The sequence below is a fragment of the Lentilactobacillus hilgardii genome (genome assembly GCF_009832765.1).
Classification (GTDB): domain Bacteria; phylum Bacillota; class Bacilli; order Lactobacillales; family Lactobacillaceae; genus Lentilactobacillus; species Lentilactobacillus hilgardii.
Window position 1 is genome coordinate 2,692,690 of the sequence record NZ_CP047121.1, and the last position, 25,998, is coordinate 2,718,687.

19 protein-coding genes are annotated in these 25,998 nt (G+C 41.1%); 4 read left to right on the top strand and 15 right to left on the bottom strand.

All coding sequences use genetic code 11. The annotated features are described in order from the left end of the window. Positions 1-105 precede the first annotated feature (105 nt). Both GQR93_RS12765 and GQR93_RS12770 read left to right on the top strand, forming a co-directional pair. Positions 106-1,521 carry a DHA2 family efflux MFS transporter permease subunit gene (locus GQR93_RS12765; protein ID WP_159298802.1) on the top strand — a complete coding sequence of 472 codons (1,416 nt, stop codon included), beginning with the start codon at positions 106-108 and terminating at the stop codon, positions 1,519-1,521. Beyond that, positions 1,521-2,216: a DUF4811 domain-containing protein gene (locus tag GQR93_RS12770; protein WP_003553248.1), complete on the top strand. Its 696-nt coding sequence runs from the start codon at positions 1,521-1,523 to the stop codon at positions 2,214-2,216. The genes GQR93_RS12765 and GQR93_RS12770 overlap by 1 nt, the downstream gene beginning before the upstream one ends. A 257-nt stretch (positions 2,217-2,473) precedes the next feature. Here GQR93_RS12770 and GQR93_RS12775 read toward each other — a convergent pair whose 3' ends face one another. The 7 genes from GQR93_RS12775 to GQR93_RS12805 form a co-directional block, all read right to left on the bottom strand. After that, positions 2,474-3,349: a hypothetical protein gene (locus tag GQR93_RS12775; protein WP_003553246.1), complete on the bottom strand. Its 876-nt coding sequence runs from the start codon at positions 3,347-3,349 to the stop codon at positions 2,474-2,476. A gap of 29 nt (positions 3,350-3,378) precedes the next feature. After that, positions 3,379-4,275 carry a hypothetical protein gene (locus tag GQR93_RS12780; RefSeq protein ID WP_003553244.1) on the bottom strand — a complete coding sequence of 299 codons (897 nt, stop codon included), beginning with the start codon at positions 4,273-4,275 and terminating at the stop codon, positions 3,379-3,381. A gap of 111 nt (positions 4,276-4,386) precedes the next feature. Beyond that, the gene (locus tag GQR93_RS12785; RefSeq protein ID WP_223801349.1) at positions 4,387-5,565 is read right to left on the bottom strand and encodes an acetate/propionate family kinase; all 1,179 of its coding nucleotides are present in this window, start codon (positions 5,563-5,565) and stop codon (positions 4,387-4,389) included. Positions 5,566-5,716: 151 nt separating this feature from the next. Further along, positions 5,717-6,802, bottom strand: a complete 1,086-nt coding sequence (locus GQR93_RS12790; protein ID WP_159298803.1) for a LacI family DNA-binding transcriptional regulator — start codon at positions 6,800-6,802, stop codon at positions 5,717-5,719. A 172-nt stretch (positions 6,803-6,974) separates the two neighbouring features. Then, positions 6,975-8,393 (bottom strand): glucuronate isomerase, encoded by a 1,419-nt coding sequence (uxaC, locus tag GQR93_RS12795; RefSeq protein WP_003553237.1) that lies wholly within the window; start codon positions 8,391-8,393, stop codon positions 6,975-6,977. Between the two features lie 18 nt (positions 8,394-8,411). Further along, complete coding sequence (locus GQR93_RS12800) at positions 8,412-10,037, bottom strand: tagaturonate epimerase family protein (protein ID WP_035444644.1); 1,626 nt, start codon at positions 10,035-10,037, stop codon at positions 8,412-8,414. A gap of 45 nt (positions 10,038-10,082) precedes the next feature. Next, positions 10,083-11,537 (bottom strand): glycoside-pentoside-hexuronide (GPH):cation symporter, encoded by a 1,455-nt coding sequence (locus GQR93_RS12805; RefSeq protein WP_003553235.1) that lies wholly within the window; start codon positions 11,535-11,537, stop codon positions 10,083-10,085. A gap of 455 nt (positions 11,538-11,992) precedes the next feature. Between GQR93_RS12805 and GQR93_RS12810 the strand changes: the two genes are divergently transcribed. Continuing rightward, entirely contained in the window at positions 11,993-12,316 is a 324-nt protein-coding gene (locus GQR93_RS12810) for a hypothetical protein (RefSeq protein WP_003553232.1), read from the top strand. Positions 12,317-12,488: 172 nt separating this feature from the next. Here GQR93_RS12810 and gntK read toward each other — a convergent pair whose 3' ends face one another. The 5 genes from gntK to GQR93_RS12835 all read right to left on the bottom strand — a co-directional run bounded on the left by gntK (position 12,489) and on the right by GQR93_RS12835 (position 19,320). Beyond that, positions 12,489-14,030: a gluconokinase gene (gene gntK, locus GQR93_RS12815; RefSeq protein WP_003553230.1), complete on the bottom strand. Its 1,542-nt coding sequence runs from the start codon at positions 14,028-14,030 to the stop codon at positions 12,489-12,491. A 233-nt stretch (positions 14,031-14,263) separates the two neighbouring features. Further along, positions 14,264-15,256, bottom strand: coding sequence for a D-isomer specific 2-hydroxyacid dehydrogenase family protein (locus GQR93_RS12820; protein ID WP_003553228.1), 993 nt, complete (start codon positions 15,254-15,256; stop codon positions 14,264-14,266). A gap of 96 nt (positions 15,257-15,352) precedes the next feature. After that, positions 15,353-16,237 (bottom strand): aldose 1-epimerase family protein, encoded by an 885-nt coding sequence (locus GQR93_RS12825; protein ID WP_003553226.1) that lies wholly within the window; start codon positions 16,235-16,237, stop codon positions 15,353-15,355. Between the two features lie 11 nt (positions 16,238-16,248). Continuing rightward, positions 16,249-17,673: a glucuronate isomerase gene (uxaC, locus tag GQR93_RS12830; protein ID WP_035444643.1), complete on the bottom strand. Its 1,425-nt coding sequence runs from the start codon at positions 17,671-17,673 to the stop codon at positions 16,249-16,251. Between the two features lie 21 nt (positions 17,674-17,694). Next, complete coding sequence (locus GQR93_RS12835; protein WP_003553223.1) at positions 17,695-19,320, bottom strand: mannitol dehydrogenase family protein; 1,626 nt, start codon at positions 19,318-19,320, stop codon at positions 17,695-17,697. Between the two features lie 204 nt (positions 19,321-19,524). Here GQR93_RS12835 and GQR93_RS12840 point away from each other — a divergent pair, with 204 nt between their 5' ends. After that, positions 19,525-20,208 carry a GntR family transcriptional regulator gene (locus GQR93_RS12840; protein WP_035444642.1) on the top strand — a complete coding sequence of 228 codons (684 nt, stop codon included), beginning with the start codon at positions 19,525-19,527 and terminating at the stop codon, positions 20,206-20,208. 83 nt (positions 20,209-20,291) lie between these two features. Here GQR93_RS12840 and GQR93_RS12845 read toward each other — a convergent pair whose 3' ends face one another. The 3 genes from GQR93_RS12845 to GQR93_RS12855 are packed head-to-tail and all read right to left on the bottom strand — an operon-like array spanning position 20,292 to position 25,904. Beyond that, positions 20,292-21,611, bottom strand: coding sequence for an MFS transporter (locus tag GQR93_RS12845; RefSeq protein WP_003553221.1), 1,320 nt, complete (start codon positions 21,609-21,611; stop codon positions 20,292-20,294). A gap of 18 nt (positions 21,612-21,629) precedes the next feature. Next, entirely contained in the window at positions 21,630-24,374 is a 2,745-nt protein-coding gene (locus GQR93_RS12850) for a family 78 glycoside hydrolase catalytic domain (protein ID WP_003553220.1), read from the bottom strand. Further along, positions 24,375-25,904, bottom strand: coding sequence for an MFS transporter (locus GQR93_RS12855; RefSeq protein WP_159298804.1), 1,530 nt, complete (start codon positions 25,902-25,904; stop codon positions 24,375-24,377). It abuts the gene before it with no gap. Positions 25,905-25,998 lie beyond the last annotated feature (94 nt).

Sequence of the window (25,998 nt, forward strand, 5' to 3'; positions counted from 1 at the left end):
CCGGTTTATCCCAGATTAGATCCGCACACTTTCTTATTGACATCCTAAAAAAAGGTAGTATTATCTTTAGCGTACGTTAAGTACCTTAAAGGAGAGGATTGAGAAATGAATGAATCAATGATTAAAGAAAAGAAAGAGCCCTCAATTGCTACAATTGGCATTGTACTCGTTTTAGGCGCCATTGTGCCAATGCTGGACACAACCATGACCAACGTCGGTATTAACACTATTCTGAAAGATTTAAGCTCAACTGTCAATGTGATGCAGTGGGTAGCTACTGCTTATGTGCTGGCATTAGGGTTAGCCGTTCCACTTGCCGGTTGGTTATTGGATCAAGTCTCCGGCCGACTACTGCAAGAAGTTTCGCTGATTATTTTTATGATCGGCTCATTAGTTTCCGGAACCGCCAACTCAATTCCGGCATTAATTATCGGTCGAATTATCCAAGGCGCCGGCGCTGGCGTCATCATTACCGGTATGAGTGCCCTGGCCATTCGAGCCGCCCATGGACAAAACCTTGGTAAATTAATGTCAGTCATTGGATTGCCAATTGTCTTTGCACCAATTCTGGGTCCGACCGTCGGAGGGGCATTGATCAAATATTTAAATTGGCACTGGTTGTTTTACATTAACATACCATTTGTTGTGGCAGCTTTAATTGCAACTTTTGCACTTCTGCCTAAATTCACCCCATCCGCCAAGGGAAAAGCCTTCGATTTTCTTGGCTTCCTTTTAATCACCGGCACATTTTCCGGGATCGTCATTGGTATTACGAATTATAGTGCCGATAACATTTTTGGCAAACTCTCCGTTCTACTTCCAGTATTTTTAGGCATTGATTGCTTACTTGTCTATATCATTTATGCCTTCAAACAGCCAAATAAAGTTCTCGTCCCTCTTGGTCTTTTTAGTAGCGCCAACTTTTCAGCTTCAACAGCGTTACTTTTTCTATCCGGTTTAATGGTCAATGGTGTCATGTTCGTTTTGCCACTGTATCTACAAAACATCCGCCATTTGAGCGTTATCTGGGTTGGCATTTACCTAATTGCTCAAGGTGTAGGAATGTTGGCAACCCGATCAATCACCGGTACCTTAACTGACAAATACGGTGCCAGGTGGATTGTGATCACTTCAATGGTTGGAGCAGCAATCACAACACTTCCCTTCGCCTTCTTTACGGCTAAAACTTCCGAATGGTTAGTCTTGTTTGTTTTATTCTTAATGGGACTCACCCGAAGTGGCATTACAATACCCGTCATGTCGGATGCTTATACGGGATTGGATCCAAAATTAATTCCCCAAGCAACTGTTGCAACCAGAATGGCACAAAATATTGGCGGTTCGATTGCCACTGCAGTCCTGGCAGGCGTTATTCAAAGCATCGTCGGAAATAATGTTGCCGCAGATGTGACATTAAACAATGCCTATCAAACAGCCTTTATTTGGACAAGTATCGGTACACTTCTAGGCGTTATTCCGGCAATGTTCCTAAGCAATCGCATCGGAAAGAAGGCAAACTAATGTTAATCCTGATAGTGATTATTTTATGCATTGTAGCTGGAGTCAGTTTTTATAAGCATCATAACCTCTTGGGAAGTATAACAATCGTCCTTCTGATCATGGCTCAAGCACTACTGGTGATGGACTCGCAATACCACTATGCCACTAAAGTTAACGACGACATCCATATCTCACAGGTAAAACCGATTACCAGTATCCACGACAACCACGTCATGGTGACAAAAGGAATTAAGGAGGGCAAAACAACCTATCAGGCCTTTGTGACCAAAAATAAAACCAATTCAAAAAACCATATCATTTTAAATAAAGATAAAAAGGTTCTCGTTAATCGAGAAAAGAATCACCAAAACCAACTTGTGACAAACAATCATCAATACCAATATACAAATCAATTTGCCAATCTATTGTTTGCCGGAATTACCAATCAAAACCAATTGAAGCAACAAGTCGTCACTTATAATCTCGGCAATGACTGGTATCTCTTAAGTAAAGGACAGTTAAAATCAGTCGCTAAAAAACTAAAATCCAAGAGCTTCCAAAACAAATTGACAAATACCGTCAAGATAAGTGTTCAGAAAAAAATAAAGCGGAATCCGAAATTGCTTAAGCAGCCTCAAAAACTAAAAATAATCCAAAACCAATTGATAAAAAGTAAGATCGGGTCACTGTTAAAAGACTCTGAGGCTTCAAACTAAAAGTCATATGATCATTAAATCAACTCAAAAACGAGACAGGTGCAAACGTCATGTTTACACTAATCTCGTTTTTTTAGACAATAAAATCAATTCATCCAATTCTACATGACGACAAACTCACTTTATTTATACGTCTCCTATTTATCAAAGAGAAAAAATTCAGACTTATTTAAAACATTGGCCGATCACCATCAGTGTTGGGCTTTGAAATACCTAAACTACTGTTTTCATGCCGACCGGGATCTTTGATCACTTTTTTAGTTAGCCCCTTGTGCAATTACAGTATAAAACTGTTTACCACCAACGGTATAAATGCTGGAAGCCGCGTGATCATCACCGTACGCCAGGTCTTCGTAAGCAACGGGTGTATGGTGATTATGAATGGTCAGTCGGTATTTATAAGGGCCGGACGACCGGACCTTTTTCTGGGCAATCCCCTTTACTTTTTTACCGGTATAGAGATAAGTATTAGCGCCCTTTTTTAAGGTACGATTAATTTTTGCGGCACTTTCTGGCTTGGTAAAATAACTGGAAGTAGCCGTGCCACGTACGCCATCCATGTCAATGCTAGGATAGCTTTGAAGATGATATTGATAGTATTCCAGCCAACCATCGGAAGTGATTTTTAAGGCATCACTTTTTCGTGAAGGAAGTTCGGTAATTGCCTTTAACCCACCGCTCAACATGGTTCCACTTCCGTACGGTAACACATACGCCGGTCGTTTAACTCGAGTCAGTTTGGATGTTGGTAGTTTAAACTCAAACATTAAATTGCCATTCCCATAAAGTGCCTTACTAACTGTCTTGCGCTTTAAATAATAGCTAATATCCGTTGTCATACCAGGTTCCGAAATTGCATGCTTCTTAAACAATCCACTGGCAGTGATAGTCGTCCCCTTTGGTAATATTGTGGCCTTCACGATCGTTCGAGAATCCTTTTTGGATGAATAATGAATATTAACCTTCATTTTTTTATTAATTCGATAAAAACGGTTTGTAAATAATCCCGGATCATCTTTAAGGGAACTTTTTGAAACGTGAATATAAGTTGTTTTAGCCTGTACCGGTTGATGATTGGAAATGGCTATCCCCATAAATGCCCCCAAGAACAATAGTAATAATTGTTTCTTCATCTTAAACTCCTTATCTAATCGGTGAACGACTATCCAACAGTAGCAATTGAGTACATCGGAGTACCACCAAAGGTATACAAACTGGCATATAAACGATAATGGACAGTTGGGTCAATTCTCGAATACGGCGTATGCAAATTATGAATGGTTAACCGATACCGATAATTACCACCCCGATGAATATGTTTATCACTAACACCCTTCAGTTTGGATTTGAAATACAGATAGGTATTAGCACCCTTTTTAATAGTTTTTCTAATTTTAACATATGAATTCGGCTTCTGACGGTAATCAAATGTCACCTGCTGATGCTTTTCAGTGAATGTGATTGGATGATAACGATAGTATTCCATGTATCCATCAGTCGTGATTTTAACCAGATCTGCATGATAGTTTTTATCTCCAAAAGCCTTTAATCCACCAGTATAAAAATAATTAACCTGATTTGGAAATAGATATGCCGGTCTTTTAACCCGAGTCAACCCACTTTTTTTGAAGGTGAACATTGCCGGCAGGAAGCCGGTCCCGTACGTCCCCTTTGTATAAGCTCGACGTTTGACATAGTAACTGAGATCCGGTGTATAATTCATCACCGGATTATCATTAACACTGCCATCAGTCACAATCGTTCCCTTTGGCAGCGTTATGTGTCGAACAACGAGATTCGGACCCGCGCTTCCACTAAAACGAATAGCAACTCTCTTAGCTTGATTCAACCGATAATATGCGGTCGCAAATTGTTTGCTCATTGCATTAACGGTCGTTGCTGTCTCCCGTACAGGCTTGGTGTTGACGGTTGAAGCACCGACTGTTATGCCGGAAATACCAAATAACAAGCCGACACAAATGATTGCTGAGTTCCAACCGTTTAAATATTTTGTCAAAACACCAGCCATGTTAAAAAGCCATTTTCTGATTTGTTTCATCAATCATCCTACCTCCAAAAAATATATGCTTGAATTAAATCAGCCAACCTAACTTAAAGATGGTGATCGGTCATTGAAAGCTACCAATAACCCGATCACCATCTTTTTATCTTAATTGGCGTTGATTTTGTCTGCCACATCCCGAACCATTGCCAACTCCTCATCGGCTGGAATCAACAAAATTCTTGCCGCAGAATCTTTAGTGCTTAAATCTCCGGGGGCTTGTTTTTCGTTCAACATGCCATCCAACTTAATACCAAAGATTTCCAGCTTCTTGCAGACCTGTTCTCGGACCCATTTGTCATGTTCACCAATCCCACCGGAAAAGACGATTGCGTCAACACCACCGAGTTCCGTGATGTAGCTGGCTGCATATTTAACCGTTCGATTGACAAAGATATCCAGTGCTAATTTGGCACGGTCATCATCAGAGCTTTCCAAATCCCGCATATCGGAGGAGACCCCTGAAATACCCAGCAATCCGGAGCGATCATTAAACATTTCAATCACTTCTTCAGCCGAAGCACCCATTCGTTTCATAAAGAACGGTACCAATGCCGGATCAACATCACCGGAACGTGTGCCCATGGTTAGTCCGTTCATTGGCGTGAAGCCCATTGACGTATCAACGCACTTGCCATCCTTTTCAGCAGCGACCGAAGCGCCGGAACCCAAATGAAGTGTCACAAGTTTAGCTGTCTTATAGCCTAACAACTCCTGGGCTTTCTGGGTAATATAGCCGTGATTAATGCCATGCTCACCATATCGACGGATTGTAAACTTTTTGGTTAGTTCATACGGAATACCATAAATCGCATTAACTTCCGGCACATCCTTGAAAAAGGCACTGTCAAACACCGCATATTGATCCGTTTCAGGAAGAATTCGGCGAATAATCTTGATATATTCAGATTCAACCGGATTATGAATGGGCGCAATTTCGCTTAATTCGTCAATCCAATTCAAGGCTTTATCATCAATCTTAGCAACCTTGTCAAATACGGTACTGCCGGCAACAACCCGGTTACCCACTGCATCGATGTCGTGAAGATGGTCAATGACGCCAAGATCCTTTAAATTGTTCAACATGATCGCCGCAGAACGTTCATAATCAACGTTATCCTCAACACGTTTGAACGTTTCGCCATCCCCGTACTTAATCTTAATAATTGAGCCCGGCATATTGATTCGTTCAACTTGGCCATCCGCAAGAACGGTCTCCTTTGGCATATCAAATAACTTAAATTTTAAAGAAGAACTTCCTGCATTAACAATTAATACTTTGGACATAACACTAACCCCCGACATTTATGATTTGTATTCGTTGTGAAACCGTATCCATGCATACAGTATACTATTTATTGAGGGATTGTGATATGATTAGCTATTTAATTTTCGCTGTCAGTGTCTATCGCTTAATGATCCCAAAGGTAAAAAACAACTATCTGTCCGTCAAATCCGTCTTATTCATATTCAGCACAGAGCTTCTAACGATAATTTCCGGATCAATAATCTTTTGCTCAATATCGTCCTGTTGACCATTTTCCATAATTTCCACCAATCGGGAAACGCCCATACCGATAATGGTCGAAGTCGGTTTACGAACAGTCGTCAATGGTGGTACTAAATATTTGGAATAGCCCATATCATCAAAACCGATAAACGAAATATCCCGAGGCACCTGATACCCCAACTCTATGCAGGCATTGATTGCGCCAACCGCCATATCATCATTTTCACAGATGACACAGGTTGGAATATTACCACTTGATAAAATCTGTCTCATTAAGACATTTCCGCTTTTCGGCCGATAATCCCCCTGTTTAATCAGTACCGGATTAAGCTTAATGCCGTGTGCTTTAATGGCACCCATAAAGCCCTTTGTCCGTTGGGTAGATGACTCAAAAGCATCCACACCTGTAATCAGGGCAAACTTTCGATGTCCCATTCGAATAGCGTACTCCGTTGCAATCTTGCCGCCAAGTTCATCCCCAACCGCATAATTATTAATATCATCCCGATCAATCACCCGGTTGAGAACGACCAATGGTAAGCCGGTTTTATGCAGATAGTCAATAAAATCATCATCCGAATCAGACTGACTAATCACAATAATGCCATCGAAATTATTGACGGAAACACTCTGCCCGTCCATCGCATTATCAACACTGTTAATTGACAGTGAATAACTTTTGGGAAGCATTCCCTGCGCCTGCTCAATAACATCCGTTAAAAAACTGGCGGAAGTTCCTGTATCCAAATTTGTAAAGAAAATACCAATCATATAGGAACGATTAGTCACCAAACTTTTAGCGTTAAGATTGGGTACATAACCAATTTGGCGGGCAATATCCGCAATTTTATCCCGAGTTGCCGGTTTCACCAGGGAACTGCCGTTAAGCGCTCTGGAAACCGTAGTATGAGAAACGTTTGCCATTTTAGCGATGGTTCGAATAGTCACGGCATTCTCATTTTTATCAATATTTTTCACTTCCAGCGCTTCCTTCCCTATACTATGATTAGTCATATCAAAATTATTATGGGTGCCACAGGCGAAAAGGTCAAGGCACAAAAGACACCCGGAGTTCTTCGTATCTCCGGGTGCCTTTTAAGCTTAGTCTATCAGATTGGAGATCAAGGCCAACTTTTAACTCATGCTCTTTTTGCAACGCTTGTTTCACAGACAGGCAACTTGAAACCTAATCCAAAAAGCCAAAATAGTTTTTAGCATTGTTATATGAGATGTCCTGAACAATTTTACCCAACTTCTCAATATTATCAGGTACACGACCCTGCTCCGCCAGCTTGCCGTAGAAATTGCATAGTACCCGTCTGAAGTACTCATGGCGCGGATAAGACAGGAAGCTTCTTGAATCCGTCAGCATACCGACAAAGTGTGGCAGCAGGCTTTCCTGGGCGAAGATTCTTAACTGATCATCCATCCCTTCAGCAGTGTCGTTGAACCACCATCCGGCACCCAGTTGAAGTTTCTGAACGGTCCCACCTTGGAAACAGCCCATCATGGTTGCCAATTGCATCCAGTCATTACTGTTCAATGAATAGAAGATCGTCTTGGGAACCTGATTTGTATCCTGCATTTTAGTATAAAGCTTCGTTATGTGAGCCACAATATCCGCTTGGGTACCTACCGCATCATAACCGGTATCGGGACCGATTTTGTCAAACATTGGTCGATTCAGGTCCCGACTGGAATTGATATGAAATTGCATGGTCCAATTAAATTCGGTATTTAAAGCCATCAGGTTTTCCAATAACATTGTCAGGTACTTGTCAATTTCGGTTTGACTAAGTGAGTCATTGGCAACCCCTTTTCGGACAATCGCATTCAGCTCATCTTCACTGGCCTCATTAAAATGATAAGTCAGCAATGAATGATCCGAAAGCCGGCCACCCATATCATTGAAAAATTCAAACCGTTGATGAAGAGCCTTGATAATATCCGCAAAGCTATTAATATCAACATTTGAAACATCACTCAAGGTCTTCAAGTACTCGCCGAAGCCATCCCGATCAATTTGAATGAGTTTATCAGGTCTCATTGCAGGCAATGTCTTGAAACCGCTTTGGGCCTCTTCTTTCTTGAGCAGTTTATGATATTTCAAGTCCGAAGCCGGATCATCCGTTGTGCAGACAACCTGTACATTTGAGTTCTTAATCAGATTTCGCGGCTTAAAGGCATCAGTTTGAAGTAATTGATTTGTCTTGTCCCAAATTTTTGGAGCGAATTCCTGGGTAAATTCTTCATCAATATGGAAGAAGCGGCGTAATTCCAAGTGAGTCCATTCGTACAATGGATTACCATATGAATTTTCAATGGTTTTAGCCCATTCAACGAACTTCTTATATTCATCGCCATCACCCGTAATATAGCTTTCATCAACACCGTTTGCCCGCATTAAACGCCATTTGTAATGATCGCCATAGGTGCCCTCGTTAAGCCAAATCCGCGTGATATTGGGATAATTTTTATTTTCATAAATTTCTTCTGGATTCAAATGACAATGAAAATCAATGATTGGCATTTTAGACGCATAATCATGAAATAAGGTTTTGGCAGTCTCGTTACCCAGTAAGAAATCGTTGTCTAGTAAACTCATAGCCGATTTGAACCTCCCTTAATTTTTAGCAGTTTCCTGAAGTTCTTGAATCGTTTCTTTCGAAATATCGGTCTTTGGCTCATTCTTCTCTTGAGCTTCCTGCTTTGTCTTAACAATTCCTTGAAGCAAGTCCAGATGTTCGGCAATATGAATGTTCAAATACTTGTCATAAAGTGCTTGGTTCTTGAGTAAAATATTCCAAAGTTTGTCACGATAAACATAATGGTAATTATGTTTCAGATTCATGATCGACCCATACATTGTGTGCAAAACCTGACGTGCATCATCATTGTCCAACAAGTCCATCACATTTTCTGTCGTGATACTTTCCGGCTTCGGAGCAGTGCCATCGGTTTGGGCATTGAACACATAGAAAGCTTTAACATCATCAAGGTTCTCGTATGAGAATTTGTATAATTCCAACATGAATTTAGGATCTTTGTGGGCAATGACTCTCAATGCCTCCAGCCAGTTAGTCCCGGCGGTCTTCACATGCCAACCGTGCTGCTTGGAAACGCGGCCAATAATTTCGTAAACCGATAATTTATCAGAACCTGAGTGAATGCTCAGCTTGTAGCCAAAATGTTCGGCGATGGCTTCATGGATAACATATTCACGTTCGAAGCGCTTGGTATCACCAATGTAATCAATCGCCTTCTGGAATTCACCATAGAAACGAGGTGCCATTGTTGTCGGTGTAATACCGCGACGATGCAATTCATTAGCAAAGAAGAAGTGATTTGGATTTGTTGTTTGATAAGGCGTTTCATCCATCGAAATTTCAAAATCCAAGTTGTAAGGCACAACAAACTTCTTGTAAATACCTGCCGCAAACAGGATTGCGTCATAGAAAGTCAACACAGATTCTTCAACATCATGCTTCGTGAATTTAACCGAGCGGCCATTTCCCAAGTCAAACGTCTTGTTCAAATACGTATCATTGAAATAGCTGATTTGATCAGGATCAAGTGTGTTAAATCGTTTGTCCAACTCGTCATCTTTTAGATTAACAATGTCATTATTAATTTCTTCGGTGCAGTCAAGCGTAATCATTGAGCAGCCGATTTTGACGGCATAGTCAACTTCATATGGGGTCTTAACGTGATCGCCATCAGCACCCCAACCATAAGTAAAGCCCTCTTCAAAGACTGCCCACGATGCGGATTGAAAAACATCGGTATTGGTTCGATGCATTAAAACCAGTTCACGAATCGATTGTTGTGCCAAAACCGGCATAATACCGCGGCCTTTGAACAAACGCAAATGTGCATTTGATGCATTTCCCAATCGGTCACCCAAGCCAAATGTGTATTTGTAATTACGACGAGAAGTTGGTCGCATCCATTGGAAACGTTTTGCCAATGCATCATTATTCTTTTCGTTTAATTCACCAACTAATAATGTTGAGTCAACATCGGTCAATGAATCTTCAGCGTCAAAGTCACCGGCTGTCAAACGATTTTCGTAGACTACCAGACTCTTTTGAATGATACCTTCAGAATCAGTTTGATGGAGAATGAAGTAAACATTTCGACGATCAACCTGAATGGAAGGGGTATAAATGTCTTTGTTACTCAACTGATCGTAATTGCCATCAGCTGCCAAAATTTCTTTAACATCATCTAATAATTGATTTAAATTCATCATTAATTCCTCCATATTTTAATACTGTTTTAAAAAGCTCAAATCCTATTTATCACCAATCTTGCCGCCTTCCCAACGACCATGATCCAAGTCATTGGCAATCTTGCCAAAACGCTCACCATCCAGTTTATACAAGAAACCGATAACAACCGCGGCCAAGACCAGGCAAACGCCGGGATATAAAGTCATGGCGGCTTTGATTCCCCGAAGAGCACCGGCAGTTTGATGGGCATTTGCAACATAGCCGGTCAATGCAAGTACCCCCGCAGAAACTAACGCGGCAATTGATTGGGCAATCTTTCTGGAAAAGTTGAATGCCGCATACGTGATACCTTCTTTACGAACACCGGAACGCCATTCACCATAGTCAATAGCGTTTGAAACCATCGCCCACGTAATCCCGTTTGGAATCGCCAATGCTGTGTATCCGACTGTCACCAGAATGACAAAAACAACAACGTGATCGGGAAGAACAAAGTTCAAAAGGTTAGCCGCTGCGCCAATCGCGAAGCTCCACATTGCGGTCCTTTTTTGACCAAAATGTTTTGTGAGTGTTGGAATCATAAAGACCCCGGCAATTGAACATCCCATCATAATAGCGTTAATAACGGGCTGAAGCGCAATATTACCTAAATTATATTCTGCGTAAAAGACCATCATTTGATTATTGGTATTCATGGCAGAAATTGTAAATAATGTCATCAAAATCAAGGCACCCAGGGGCCCGTTTTTAAAGATGACTTTAAAGTAATCTTTGAAGCCTTCCTTTTGAGCCGTCTTACTTCTGTTCACGTGAACATTTTCTTTAGTACCTAAATAGCAAATGCCAAACATTAAAACCCCAATTGCAGCAAAGATTGCAGCTGACCAGAAATAGCCAAGCCGTTGATTGCTTCCGCCAATCATGACAGTTAACGGAATAAACGCAACCCCAGCTATGAACTGTGCGCCAACCGACCCGATTTGACGAGTGGTTGCCATAAAACTGCGGTCCTGTGTATTCCGTGACATGACGGATGCCAGTGAACCATAAGGATCATTGGTAAAGGAATATACCAGCCCCCAAATCATATATGCCGCATACGCATATATGATTTTTTGATTCATTGACAACCCATCAGGCATGGTAAAGGTTACAACAGTCAAAACACCGAGAATAATTGCTGAAACCATCATAAACGGTCGGAACTTACCCCGTTTACCAATCTTCTTACGATTATCAACGACCGAGCCGGCAATCGGATCCATAAAAGCATCAAAGATCTTGGTAAACGCGAAGATTCCCGCTACCACACCGGCACCGATACCAACACCATCAATCCAAAACTTGGTTAAGTAGGATTGACCAAGGTCAAACATAAAGCCATTTCCAAAATCACCGAAACCATAAGCTATTTTTTGGTGCGTTGGGATTCGCTTTGATGAATCGTTCATTAACTCATCATCGTGATTCTTTGTCTTGCCATCGTTAACGACAGCTTTTGCATCAGTGGTTTCCATGATACACCTCCATATTAGACAAACATTTTAACGGTAACATTTTTATAACGAGGCCTTCGTTCGTTAGCAGGCTAAACGACTCATTTCGTTGTCCTTGTTAACGCTTACAACTATACCATATAAAAATGCACACGTTAACACTTTTTTGTAATTTATTTAAATTCACAAGCAATCAATCGTCTTCTTGCACGTCTGTCAGCGTTCTTAACATCAAAAAATGATGTATGTGAACCATCCGCCCAAAGACTTATAGCTTAGCTTGTTATCTAACTAAACCACCTTGTTCAAAACAGGTCAGACATAGACGATCAGGTTCGAATAAATCGTGTTAGATAGCGTTTTTATCGAATTTTCACGTTTGCATATCGATCTAAATGTTGTAAAATGAATGTTGAGAGAGACTGATTGGTTCATTTATTAATCACTATTGACCGTACCTAAGGAGGTATTTATTTATGCAATACTCAGCTTTTAAGGAATCTTTATCATCAGACGACGCTTTTGAAAGCTTTCTCAAGCATTTCTTTTCCGATCACAAACAACTGGAGGGTTCTTATGAAACCCGCGAATATTTTGAAAGCTACCGTGTTCGCTTGAACAGACATAATAAGTTGGCTTTAACGACAACCACCTGCCTCAATATTGCTGCCGCTGCTATTCCCTTAAGACAAACGGAAAACATTTCCTTTTCCGACTTTCGCCGATTAGTCATGAATAAGAAGTTCGCTGATATTAACGCAACCCTTGCGGAAGTGTTTGAAGCATCATTAAACCGATAAGCATCTTTATTGATATATCATTAAAAGCAGGTGACCGAAATCAATTTCGATTTCAGTCACCTGCTTTTATTACGCCAAATGCAATACCATTCAATTTGCATAATCTTTTTCGATAACAGCCTAATCGTTCCTGATTAATGTCCGTTAAGCATTGATTCGAACCACGCCAGCCTTATTTATCGTTAGTAAATTCCCGTTGATAATCCGCAATATCCTTATACTCAGTTGAGAAATCACGGCTTAGGCGAATATAAATCGGAATCAATTTACGATAACGTTCAAATGTTTCTTCATTTGGCTGATAACGATGCTCTTTGCCAAGGTACTTTTTAATATCGGCTAAATCATCTTCCATGCCCAACGCCATTTTAGCTAGGAACATGGCTGCCAGGCTGCCGCTTTCATACGATTCCGGAATCGTAATGTCATTTTCAAAAATATCGGCCATCATTTGGGTCCAAAGCTTTGAACGGGCAAACCCTCCGGCAGCCAAAACAGCTTTGGGTTCTCCAGAAACTTCTTTCAACGCCAACGAAACAGAATAGAGATTATACATAATGCCTTCCATCACGGCTCGAATCATATGGGCCCGGGTATGTTTCCGATTAAGGCCGAAGAACGATCCGCGGGCGTTGGCATCCCACAGTGGTGCCCGTTCACCACCTAGATAGGGATGAAAGATCAATCCATCCGCCCCGGCAGGAACGGTCGCCGCAATTTTCGAAAGCATATCATAGGAATCGATATCCAGGAGCTTTGCGGCTTCCTGCTCGGCGCCGAATAGGGAATCATGTGCCCAGTTTAAAATGATACCGCCATTATTAATTGGGCCACCGACCAAATACTTCCCTTTCATAATTGGGTAACAATAAAGCCTTGCTTTTGGGTCAATTCGAGGTTGGTCAACAAACGTCCGCACGGCAGCCGAGGTTCCGATGTTGATCGCAAGGACACCGGTATCAATAGCGCCGACCCCGATCGTTGATAATGCGCCGTCCGTCGCGCCCATGACAAAGTAAACATCGTCATCAATGCCCATTACTTTAGCATATTCAGAATGAATCCCGCGAAATTTATTCGTAATATTAACTAATTCAGGCAACTGACTCTTCTTAACGCCGGTTTCTTTCAGTGCCACGTCGTCCCACTGGGCTGTTTTCATGTTCAAAAGTCCGGTGGCAGCAGCCATCGATACCTCTTCCTTTAAAGTGCCGGTATAACGCCAGATAATATATTCTTTAATGCCTACCCAGTAAGCTGCTTTTTTATAAAGATCCGGTTTTTCATTTTTAAGCCAAAGTAATTTGTAAAATGGCCCCATCGGGTGTATTGGCAACCCGGTCCGCTTATAGATCTCCATACCGCGACCATTTTGTTTATATTCAGCAGCGTATCTTTCGGCACGGTTATCTGCCCATGTCATTGTTCGCATTAACGGCTTATAGTTCTCATCCAATGCAATCAGACTATGTTGTTGAGCCGACCACGAAATAGCGACAACCTTGCCATCGGTAAGCTGAGATTGTGACACAACTTCCTGAATAGCGGACAGCGTTGCGTTAAAAATTTCATCCGGATCTTCCTCTGCCATATCCGGTGTATCTTGATAAAGTGTGTATCCCTTATTTGCTTTTGCGTAGATTCTGCCATCGGTATCGTAAAGCAATGCTTTCGTACTGGTGGTTCCCACGTCAATTCCAATAATATAATCCATAATTAAAATCTCCGTTCTCACGATAACTAATATACCAGTAGCTTAAATCAAATATATCAGTTTGTCAATAGCGCTTTCATTACCGTCTGTATGCGGAAATAATCCGATTGGATCTCACATATTCTCCCATTATTTATTTGTCTGGGAAGAGCCGGTTCGTGGCAACTTCTCTACAAAAAAAGATTGCATGATCTGGGTTAACTTCAGGCCATGCAATCTTCTCAAAACAAGGATTAGTCGTCTAACGTATGGGTCAATTCTCGAACCGGTCGTTTGCCGGCAACGATGTCTTTAACATCTCCAACACACTTTTCACCCATTCCATGCAGACATTCATATGTGTATGCTGAAGTATGTGGGGTCAAAAGAATGCGATCATTCTTTAAGAATGGATGGTCTTCCTTTACCGGTTCAACTTCCATTGCGTCCGCAGCATAGCCCGACAGTTGACCACTTTCAATCGCATCACTAATTGCTTTTTCTTCAATCAACGCACCGCGGCCGTTATTACAGATATAAGCACCCTTCTTAAGGTTCTTGATTGTTTCAGCGTTAAGCAAGTGGTAGCTGTTATCATCCAAAGAAGCATTCAATGAAATATAATCACATCGCTTTAATAGTGTTTCCAAGTCAACGCGTTCTACGTTATTGTTGGTTAGCCATTCACTGGTAACATGTGGATCCGGATCATTAACCAACACCGGACCGCCGAAAATACTGAAAAGTTCGGCTACTCGACTGCCAATATTGCCACAACCGATAACACCAAACGTTTTACCACTGAATTCATTTCCCATAAATTGGGCACGGTCCTGATAACGGCCGGCACGTTCACGTTCTGATGAAGGGACAACTTGGCGAACCAATGCCATCAAGTTTGCCAGTTCATTTTCGGCAACCGAATTTCGTTCAACTAATTGTGGCACGATTGTGACCTGAGTCCCGTGTTTCTTGGCTTCTTTAACGTCAACATTGTTAAAACCAATTCCGTGACGGGAAATTAATAAGGTTTCATCTTTGTTATCAAAGAAATCTTTATTAAAGAATGGTGTCACACTTGCAATAATAACGTTATAACCATGAAGCTTTTCAGCTAATGACTTTCCGTCAATATCGGTTGGCAGCATGAAACGTTTCACATTTCCAATCTTTTCAAGTTCCTGCCAATGCTCTTTAAATACTTGTCCAAAACTGCTTGAGTTAACAACCGCGATGTTATATTCCATCTCAAGTTCTCCTTTGAAAATTTATTATTTGCTTACACTGATATACTAGTTCTTTATGATTAGGATGTCAAAATCTTTTTAAAGTCTTCAAGAAGCCTACTTTAAGTCCACCTTGACGCTATAACTGGACGTTAAACCGGCACTGGTATGATGGTTTCCTTCTTTTTCGCCAAGTTCAACCAAATCACCGTAGACATCCGGTAATCCGTTAAAGGGTTCAATACACAGAAATGGTGCGTTTGCCCCCTCTTTGGTCCAGAGTGTGACATGCTCAAAATCCGACACGTCAACCGTTACAGAATGTGATGTGTCAGTTTCCGAATAAAGTTTAACAGACTTGATGCCCGTGCTCTTAATAATCAAAAGTCCCTTTTCAAACATCTGGTGGTCAAGTTTCACAACACCGTTTGCATAGTTGGGTAATACCTCTATGTTCCCGGAACGATATGGATTCGGCTTTTTGACAATTTCATAAGTCTCCAGCTGATGATTGACAGGCTGAATAGCTAAACGATAATCATCAAATGCCCCTTCTCCGTTAATGGGAACATTGAATGCAGGATGGTACCCCAGTGAGTATGACAAGTCTTCAACACCGTCATTCTTAACATTAAAATGAACAGCCAATCCCGTTTCACTGAGACTAAAAGTTACCCGAAGCTTGAAAACGAATGGATAATAGGCCTTTGTGGCTTCATTTGCAACCAATAATAACGAAACCTGGTCAGTCGTTTTATCAACGACTTCAAAATCCGCGTCCCCGGCAAAACCATGTTGAGGCATCTCGTATTTTTGGCCGGCAACCAAATAAGCATCATCATTTGAACGTCCAATTGCAGGAAAGAGAATCGGGGCGTGTTTGGGCCATAAATCGTTATTCCAGATATAATCAAAACTCTCTGATCGATTAATCAAATGCGTCAATTGTGCACCATGCTCATTGATATCGGCAGTAAAATAGTCATTCTTAATCGTCTGCATACTCTCAGCTCCTAGTCCTGATCAAAGAAGCCGAATTGATCGTGTGCATTGTTATAAGAAATGTCTTCAACAATTTTACCCAAATAATCTTCATCTTCAGGTACCTGCCCACGAGCTGCCCATTCACCGATCACGTTGCAAAGAACCCGTCGGAAATATTCATGACGTGGATAAGAAAGGAAGCTCCGCGAATCCGTCAGCATACCGACAAAGTTGGGCAGTAGGCTTTGTTCAGCCATAATGGTCAACTGGCGTTTCATCCCATCAAAGGTGTCATTAAACCACCAAGCTGCTCCTAACTGAAGCTTTTGAACACCATCCTGTTGAAAATCACCCATACCGGTAGCCAATTGCATCCAGTCATTAGGGTTCAATGAATAGAAAATAGCGCGCGGAATGTCATTTTTGGTCTGCATATTAATCAACAACTTCATGAATTCCTGTCCAAGATCAGCTTGGGTACCCATAGAATCAAAACCGCCATCCGGACCATATTGCTTAAACATTGGTTTGTTTGCATTTCGAGTAGCATTCATATGAAATTGCATTGTCCAGCCGAATTCTTTGTTAAGTTTCATCAGTGATTCAACCAGCATTGTTTGATACTGGTTAACTTCTTTATCCGTTAATGGTTGATTATCACGTGCCTTTTCAATAATGGCATCCATTTCGCCTTTGCTTGCCGGCACAAAATGAAAGAAGTTCAGCCCATGATCGGACAAACGTCCACCGAGGCTTCTGAAGTATTCGAAGCGTTGCTTGAGGGCAGCGACTAATGTATCGAATGATGTAATATCAACACCGGAAACCTCAGAAAGCTGTTTCAAATAATCGTTATAACTGTCGGCAGTCAAGTTAAAAGCCTTGTCTGGGCGCATAGCCGGTAAAACTTTAAAGCCATTTTGCGATTCTTCCTGCTTTAAAAGCTTGTGATATTTCAAATCCGATGCAGGATCATCCGTTGTGCAGACAACTTGAACATGAGAGTTTCTAATTAAGCTACGCGGCTTAAAATCATCCGATTTCAATATATCATTTGCTTTTTTCCAGATTGCCGGTGCACTCTTACGATTAAAGACATCGTCAATACCGAAGAAACGGCGGAGTTCCAAATGGGTCCATTCATACAATGGATTTCCGATTGCCTTTTCAATAGTACCGGCCCACGCCATAAATTTGTCATAATCCTCACCGTCTCCGGTTATGAGTCTTTCAGGAACACCGTTGGCCCGCATTAAACGCCATTTGTAATGATCACCGAATCCATTCTGATAAATCCAAATTTGAGTAATATTTTCATAATTTTTGTTTTCATAGATCTCTTTTGGATCCAAATGACAATGAAAATCAATGATCGGCATTTTAGATGCATGATCATGAAACAATTTTTTAGCCATTGGGGTCGTTAATAAAAAGTCATCATTTAATAAAGTCAAAATCCAAGTCTCCCTTATCTTCTAGTCGACGTTTTTTGCGTATTTTGCCAATGCTTCTGCCAATGTCTTACGAACGGCACCGGTACCACTGATTTGTGAGGCAAAGTAAGCTTCTACTTTTTCACCCAAACCAATGGCATACAGATCATGACCAAAGATGGACTTATTAGACAAAATATCCTTCAAATGTGCATGCACATCTGTCTTGTCGCCCAGTTTGATATCACTCACTTTTGGCTGCAACTCACTCAACAAAGGATCCGGACTTGGTGTAAAGGTCTTGCCTTGATCATCAACGGCCATCAAGTAACGGCACCAAGTAGCCAAAACCAATGGAATAAAGTTCAGATCAGCCGGTTGACGCTTAGGATCATCAATGTAATGTTGGATGGTCACCCCATAACGAACAGCCAACTTCTGTGACGTATCGGAAGCAATTCGTTGTGGCATATCCGGAATATATGGATTCGGCAAACGTTTGTTAACCAATTGGTCGATAAACTTCTTTGGGTTGATCACTTTTGGATCGGTAACAACCGGCAATCCCTCAACGTAGCCGATTTGCTTGATCAGGTTCAGCATGTCAGGATCACTGACCTCTTTAGCGATTGAGTTAAAGCCAAGTAAACTACCATTAACGGCCAAGGCAGTATGCAATGGGTTCAAGCAGGTCGTCACCTTCATTTCATCCGCATCATTCACCGTATCCCGATCAGTTAGAATAACACCGGCCTTGTCCAAAGCCGGACGGCCATTCGGAAAATCGTCTTCAACGACCAAATAATGCGTCTCCTCGGTATTGGTAAAAGCTGCAATATTGGTATGACCAGGCGTATGAAGAATTTGATAATCTTCAAAACCGTCCTTTTTCAATTGATCCGAAACCGTGTCAGAGGGATTTGGTGTGATCCGATCAATCATTGAAAGTGGAAAACTAATGGTTTGATCATCCTTTAAATAGTCGACAAATTCAGCCGGTACCAAACCATTCTTAGCCCAACCATCCGCAATAGTCAGCACACTCTTTTGAAGCCGTTCGCCATTTTGGGAGAAGTTATCGGTACTTAAAAGGGCCATTGGATATTTGCCAGCCTTAAAACGGGCAAACATCAAAGCCGTTAAGCTGGCCATGTTGTTTTTGGGTGCCTTGGGACCATTCTTGATATCATCCTGAATAGCCGGTAATAAATTGCCTTCGGTATCCCAAAGGTTATAACCCTTTTCGGTAATTGAGAAGGTTGCTAACTGTAAAGCCGGATTTTCAAAAATCTTGAATAATTTATCCCATTCTGCCTGATGATCGGCTGCAAAGAACAATGAGTCGGCAACCGAGGCAAAGAGTTCCTTCTCGAATTTGCCATCTTCGTGAGTGATCACTCGTAAAATTCGATCATTATATTGCTTATAAACACCTTCGACAACGTCTGGATCATGGGTTTCAGCAACCACCACCCCGGCATCCAAATCACCGGATTCAAGCAAACGATCAGCAATTGCCGCGTGAAAGGCCCTAAACAAGTTGCCGCCACCAAAGTGAACCCAGCGAGTGGCACCGGTCTTTTGAGTGATGTCGTAACTCGGGACCTTAATGCCGGCATCGGTAAATGCTTTTTTATCAGTTAAGTAATTGTCAGTAATTTTTACCATGAACAAATCCTCCTAAAATAGTCTCGGATCAGCGTTTTCAACAAAATATTTCGAAACTGATACACAAGTCTACTGAATCCGTTTTCAATATCATTATATTCTGATATATCAGATTGTCAATACCCTAGTTTTTACAATACTTTACGTTAACTTTTGAACAAGTTTATGCTACTATTAAACTCGTATGAAAAGGAGCAAAAACCTATGATGGATAACATGCGAAGCGATGCTTACAACGAAATTAAATATAGAATCATTCATTTTGACTACATCCCTGGACAAAAGATTTCCGAAAAGACAATTTCTTCGGAACTTGATCTTGGAAGAACGCCCGTCAGAGAGGCGATTATCCGAATTGAACGTGAGGGCCTTATTGAAGTGATACCTCAGAGCGGTACCTACATCACCCGAATTGATATGGCAGATGCCAAGGATGCCCGCTTTGTTCGAAACTGTATTGAACCCAGTATCATGGTGGATGCCGCCGTTAAAATGACCGATAATGCAAAGAATGTTCTAGAAGATAATTTAAGGGCACAAACCAAAACAGCCATGAACAATGAACCCGATAATTTTTTTGATCTGGATCAGGACTTTCATCATGAATTTTATAAAATTGTTCATAAAGATACCGTTTGGCAATGGTTGCAAATCAATAATACCCAACTTAATCGTTTCCGCAGATTACGGTTAAAAGAAAGCGAACTTAACTGGAGCACCCTGCTTGATCAGCATCAACGAATCTTCGATGCCGTGTTAAATCAAAATATCGATGACCTCACATTTTTGGTCACACAACATCTTCATTTGATGCTTCTGGAAAAACAAAAAGTCTTGAATGCTTATCCGGATTATTTTAAGAATTATGAAGAAACTTCAAAAAACTAAAGATACAGTAAAAGAGATGTCACTCATTTATGGGTAACATCTCTTTTTAAGCTTAAAAAGCATTTCTTATCGTTATTCTTTGATTAATTATTTGGTGTTGCAGTGACATTTGAATCCTTCTTTGTCGTCTCACCAGTTTTATCATCATCTTTAAGCATATGATATTTCTTTTCGAAATGGATCATACAGAATCCGGCAATACCGAATACCAGAACAATTCCAACAAATCCCCACATTGTCATTTTAATCGTTGTTGGCAATACAAGAAGTGGTGTCACCATGGCAAGTAGGCCACAAAGAAATCTTGAAACGCCATTAATAAACCCTTGAATGCTTGCCCGAATTTCTTCAGGGAATGATTCCTGTGTCCAAACCTTGTAAATTGCTTCTCCGGAAAGCATGCTACCAACACCCCAAATCAGCATAAATGCAACGATTAGGGCAATTGATTCACTACCAAAGACCGCTAATCCAGCCATTGCTACCAGTGCAAAGACAACCCCAATCGCAAACCATGTGTTTCGTTTGGCAGAACCTGCAATGGTTACATATAATCCCAAAATAAACAGTGCAGCAATGTGAAGTCCCAAGCCAATCCCAGTAGAAAGCGTCTGGGAAGCCCCTGCTTTAACGAACATAAATGTCGTAAACTGCCCAAATGTATTCGCTACGAAATTCCAGAAAATATAGTAAATAGAAATAGCAGCAAATAATTTCATGTAAACTTTACGTCGGGGACTCTTGAAAAGAACCTGTGTCATAGAAACCTTAACTTTTTCTTCCTGCTTACTTTCACGCTGAGCCAATCTTTCTGCAGCTTCTTTATGCAGTACTTTAATCCCTTTGGAAAGGGTACGCCAAACCCAAAGAATTAACGCAACGATGGCAAAGAATCCGAAAACAATTCGACCACCCGTGACACTCATCGTTGAAACAACGAAGGCAGCACCGGTTGAAACAAATTGACCGGCTTGCCAAAAGATCTGGGTTGATGCCACCATTTGTGAAGCCATTTCCTGGTTTGGTGCATCCCTTGAGATCACCGTTAATGAAACCGGCAAGTCTGTCCCTGAGGCGATACCACAGATAACCGTTCCGATCAGTAACATCCAGTAGCCGTTCGCAAAGACACAGACTCCGGCGCCAAGCGCATACAGAAAGTTAACCCAGTCAAAGATTCCAACAATACCGACTTTATCAGCAAAACGACTGCCGAAGATTGATCCAAATGCGATTGCAAACGTCAAAGCACCGGAAATAACGCCCACCTGACCATTAGTTAAGTGTAATCCAAGCTGCCAAACTGTAATTGTACTTGCCAATCCAACAATAATACCTGATCCAAGCATTGATCCCAACCCTGCAGCTATAGTTAGGTTCCAATAGCGCCCATATTTTTTCATAAGTTCTTCTCCTTTTTATTAAACGTGGAGCTGTTTTGACCTTAACAACTCATATGAAATTTGGTATTTTCCTGATGATAAAGTAACCCTATTTTCGGTAGACAGGTCACCACTCAGCTGATTCCCATCGATATCTTGGATCACAACGGTCTGGCTACCCTTTTCCAAATCAATAACAGCTTCTGTATTCATTGGGATATCAACGTTGATTTGAACATGTCGGTTTTCCCGTTTATATTTTGCTTTGATAATGCCCCGGGAAGATGGTGTAGTCACTCGAAGATAAGAAAGGTTTCCAGGACGGATTTTAATCCGAAATGTTTCAAAACCTGGTTTAATCGGATTAATACCCATAATCCCCTGAACAATGGTTAAACCGGGGGTGGCACCCCAAGGATGGGACAGTGTTAAATTCGGTTTATAAGCATTGCTCCATGCCTCAGGTGCAATCGTTGCATTTAATTGATCCAAAATAGCAGCAAATGTTTTCTTATCTTTTCGATTATCATCATTGGTTAACAATGTGATCGCGTCATTTGCATGTCCGGAATCAATTAATCCCTTCAACATAAAGTAAATAAAGTAAACACTCCCAATAAATTCACCATCGTTGGCAACAAATTTACTGATTTTATCTGCCATATTCTGGCCATCGTACACGCCATAACATAAAGCATAGGCGGAAGCATGATGAGATGTGTGTTTATTTACCGACAAATCCTTATTTAAAGAATCATAAAATCTACCGGTTTGTGGATCATATAGTTTGTCGATTAACTGCTGTTTAATCCGATTTGCACGTTGTTCGTAAAACCGGACATCGTTTGGATGATTGGTGACTTTGGCAATTTTGCTCATCATTCGATAAGTCCCAAAGTAGATGGCATTAAAGGGTGTATTATATTCTCCTTCTACAAAGCCATCCCGCTCGCGAATCGGCCAATCAATCAGGCCATCATTGGTTACTAAGCCAACCTGTTCGTCAAAGTTGTCAATGCCTTTACCGTTTCGCAGTGTTCCCATGAAATCATGCGCCGCACCGTCAAAACTATCGGCACCTTTCCCCCGGTTGAATTTAACTTTTAAATCATCGTAACGATCATGAAGCAACTCATCGTTTCCTGTATACAAATAATCCAGCCACGCCATTTCAACATTGAACAATTTATAATCTTCTGGCCAAGTCGGATTATCAATGAGGTAATCCAATGAATGTCTGCCTAATGAGTAATGAGATGAGACAACATAACTGGTGTTGCCGTTAACAAGCAAATCTCCTTCATACGGTCGACGCTCACGGGCTTGGGAATCAACGAAAACATCCTGATTAGTTGCCTTAATCGAATATTTGGATAACTCATATTCACGATTCAGCAGGTCATTATCACTTTCAAATGAACTTTCGGTTTCAGAAAACGCCTGTTCCATTGCCCAACCGTTAATATCATTAAGCTTTAAGTCCCCTTTAAAACCAACCAGCTCAATATATCGATAATTTTTCATCTGTAATGTTGTAAATGAATTCTCACCTTGAACCAGCGTCCAATTCTCAACATAATCAGGTCCACACGCCAAGTGGTGACGGACATGGCCATCATCTTTTAACTGTTCACCCATCAAAACGGTCACCCGTTGTAACAATTGACTGTCTAAATGAACGTTTACGCCGCCAATAATTTCTTTTCCCAAATCAATCAGATAGTTTTGCGGTCCAAGTTTACTAATTTTTTTAGTTGGTTGATGAGAGTCAATTCGAAGTGTGTTTTCGCTTCTATATGGTACCAGTCGTTCGCTGGTATTTACCATGACATTTGGATTAACCCAGGCGTTATCCCAACCGTCATCCTGGAAATTGACGGTCGTCCAATTCTGGGGGTAGTATCGCATATCCACGTTCTCAGAAACCTGTCCGAAGTACAGGCTCCGCATTTTCACACCAAAGTCGCCAAAGGCACTACTGCCATCCAAAGCCTTCCAACTACTGTCAGTGACAATCACTCGTTTCTTTGTTCCATCCGTTCGATAAACATCAAGTTGACACCAAAATGCCTTCCTCATCGAACTGGCGGTTGCCAGAGAACTGATTACATTTTTACCATTTTTAATAAATTCGGTTACATCATACTTGTTATAATAAATGCCTGTTTGATCGGATCCGTCATAATCTGCCTGCGGGCGTGCAGATCCGACACCAACACTTCTGCCATTCATAAACAAATCAAAGCCCTGTGCAAAAAGAGGTTCGTTCCCTCTAGAGAAAGCGGTTATCACTGCAGTATCAATTTCAGCTGAATTCAATGTTATTTGGGGACTGCGAATAAAAGCAACGTTCCCTAATTTAGGCAGCTCCTGATCAACGGTTGACGTCTTCGATGACCATATTCCTTTTGGGCTTTCATTTAATTTATCATCACAAATAAATTTATTGGGTTCCGAAAAGTCACTGATGTTTCCATGATTATCTTTTATTCGAACCTGCCAATAATACAATTCTCCTGCCTGCAGCAAAGAAGACAATTGTGCCAACTTAACAGCTGTATTATTGGTAACTGCTACCCAACCACTGTTAAACAAATACGTTTGATTGGCTAATTCATGCAACCGTTTTGAAACGACAATTTGAAAGGCTGTTTGATAGCTGTTGGAAAGACGACTATGGTCCCACCAGCTAAAAACCGGTGACTGTTCAACGTTATATGCAAACGATAATAAATTGACGTTTAAATGTGTCGGCATTAGTAATTTTTGATCTGTATCAACCATTTATTTATTCCTTTCCAAATCATCTTCCGGCCAAACATCGTCATAAGATACCCCGGTCAATTCTTTCACCGTCTCAGCAACCTCTGGTTTAACATCTTTCTTTTGGCCGCCATTTCTCAAACGGACGATTTCCTGGAGAACAATTTGATGAGTACGTTTATCAAGTTTGAATGTCAAAGCCACCAGCAGTGCAATAAGCACCAAGCCACCGGTTCCAAATAACAAAATGTTTGCAATTGCATGCTGAGTAGCTAAAGATTGAGTAGCTGCATTTTTCGTAAAACCACTGCCATCAAGTACAAAGCCGACTGCAATTGTTGCTACTGCCACCGTTGATTTCCGAGTAAAACTCATCACTGCGGCAAAAATACCGGCTCGGCGACGCTTCGTCACAATTTCGTCTAAATCGGGAATAAACGGAAAAACATTCCAAGGCGTAAACTCCAAGGTTGCTCGGCCGATTTGATAAAACAATGACACGAAGAAGAGTAACAAGATCGTATGGGAAGTAATATGAAGTTGGAAAATCAAATAATATCCAACCAGCATTAACAGCATTAACCCATAGCCAACCTCATACAAAAACTTCGGCCCAAATTTAACCATGCCAAAACCTGCTACGATTGTGACCAATAAGCCGATCAGGGATAACGACAGCATGTTAGCCGCTACGGTTGCGGAAAGTCCCAGACAATAAATACAGAAATAAGCAAAGACCGTATTGAATGTATCCTTACCCGTGAAAGAAAACAGGTAGATCAGCAAATGCTTTCTAAAGCTCTTAATCCGTAACGTCGATCCATAGTCTTTAAGCAAACCCCAAATTCGTTGAAACACAGAACCATGATTAACAGAATCCTTTTCCAGTTCCTTTTTCATTTCTTCTGTAACCGGTTTTTCCCAAGTGACTGCGTAACAAACATAAACTCCGATGGCAAAAATAATAGCGAATAACGTACCGTTTACTAAGAAAGGCATCGGACTATGTTGTCCTAAAATAGCAAATAGTTGTCCGGGAATAAAGGTTGCAAGGAAGGTCGCACCTGCCGAAATGAACATTCTGGCCGAAGATAATTTTGTCCGCTGATTATAATCATCTGTCATTTCGTTTGGAAGTGTTTCATACGGAATCATCATGGCACTTGAGATAACCTCAAAGACCATGTACGTTGCAAAATAATACCAATAATTCATCCCGGCAATCCAAAGTGTAATGTACAGCAGCATCAGTGGCGACCCAATTAGCAGAAAGAAATGACGACGGCCAAATCGTTGCCCCAGCTTAGTTTTATAGAAGTTATCAGTTAGACTCCCCATCAATAAGCTACATATTGCATCAGCTACTCTGGCTGCACCAATAATTGAAGCCCCTTCAACAGCCGTAAGATTACAATACGATGTATAGAAGAACAGCATCCATGCCCCAATGATTGTCATTGAGCCACCACCAACAAAATCAACAATGCCATAGCCTATACCACGCCAAATGGTTATTTTACGTGGTGTATAAACTCTGTTTTGTTTCTGCATTTCTTTTATCTCCAATCTTTTATTTGATTATAAGGAAACATCAAATGATTCATAGCACCTCCAACTTGTTATCTGATATATCATTGCCTTTTAA

Coding starts and splice junctions, on each gene's coding strand:
- uxaC (WP_003553237.1), bottom strand. CDS start 8,393: ATGAGTTTACTAGACAACGATTTCTTACTGGGTAACGAGACTGCCAAA.
- GQR93_RS12825 (WP_003553226.1), bottom strand. CDS start 16,237: ATGCAGACGATTAAGAATGACTATTTTACTGCCGATATCAATGAGCAT.
- GQR93_RS12800 (WP_035444644.1), bottom strand. CDS start 10,037: ATGAATTTAAATCAATTATTAGATGATGTTAAAGAAATTTTGGCAGCT.
- GQR93_RS12775 (WP_003553246.1), bottom strand. CDS start 3,349: ATGAAGAAACAATTATTACTATTGTTCTTGGGGGCATTTATGGGGATA.
- gntK (WP_003553230.1), bottom strand. CDS start 14,030: ATGGATTATATTATTGGAATTGACGTGGGAACCACCAGTACGAAAGCA.
- GQR93_RS12785 (WP_223801349.1), bottom strand. CDS start 5,565: ATGTCCAAAGTATTAATTGTTAATGCAGGAAGTTCTTCTTTAAAATTT.
- GQR93_RS12790 (WP_159298803.1), bottom strand. CDS start 6,802: ATGACTAATCATAGTATAGGGAAGGAAGCGCTGGAAGTGAAAAATATT.
- GQR93_RS12810 (WP_003553232.1), top strand. CDS start 11,993: ATGCAATACTCAGCTTTTAAGGAATCTTTATCATCAGACGACGCTTTT.
- GQR93_RS12845 (WP_003553221.1), bottom strand. CDS start 21,611: ATGAAAAAATATGGGCGCTATTGGAACCTAACTATAGCTGCAGGGTTG.
- GQR93_RS12855 (WP_159298804.1), bottom strand. CDS start 25,904: ATGCAGAAACAAAACAGAGTTTATACACCACGTAAAATAACCATTTGG.
- GQR93_RS12820 (WP_003553228.1), bottom strand. CDS start 15,256: ATGGAATATAACATCGCGGTTGTTAACTCAAGCAGTTTTGGACAAGTA.
- GQR93_RS12805 (WP_003553235.1), bottom strand. CDS start 11,537: ATGGAAACCACTGATGCAAAAGCTGTCGTTAACGATGGCAAGACAAAG.
- GQR93_RS12770 (WP_003553248.1), top strand. CDS start 1,521: ATGTTAATCCTGATAGTGATTATTTTATGCATTGTAGCTGGAGTCAGT.
- GQR93_RS12850 (WP_003553220.1), bottom strand. CDS start 24,374: ATGGTTGATACAGATCAAAAATTACTAATGCCGACACATTTAAACGTC.
- GQR93_RS12840 (WP_035444642.1), top strand. CDS start 19,525: ATGATGGATAACATGCGAAGCGATGCTTACAACGAAATTAAATATAGA.
- GQR93_RS12780 (WP_003553244.1), bottom strand. CDS start 4,275: ATGAAACAAATCAGAAAATGGCTTTTTAACATGGCTGGTGTTTTGACA.
- GQR93_RS12765 (WP_159298802.1), top strand. CDS start 106: ATGAATGAATCAATGATTAAAGAAAAGAAAGAGCCCTCAATTGCTACA.
- GQR93_RS12835 (WP_003553223.1), bottom strand. CDS start 19,320: ATGGTAAAAATTACTGACAATTACTTAACTGATAAAAAAGCATTTACC.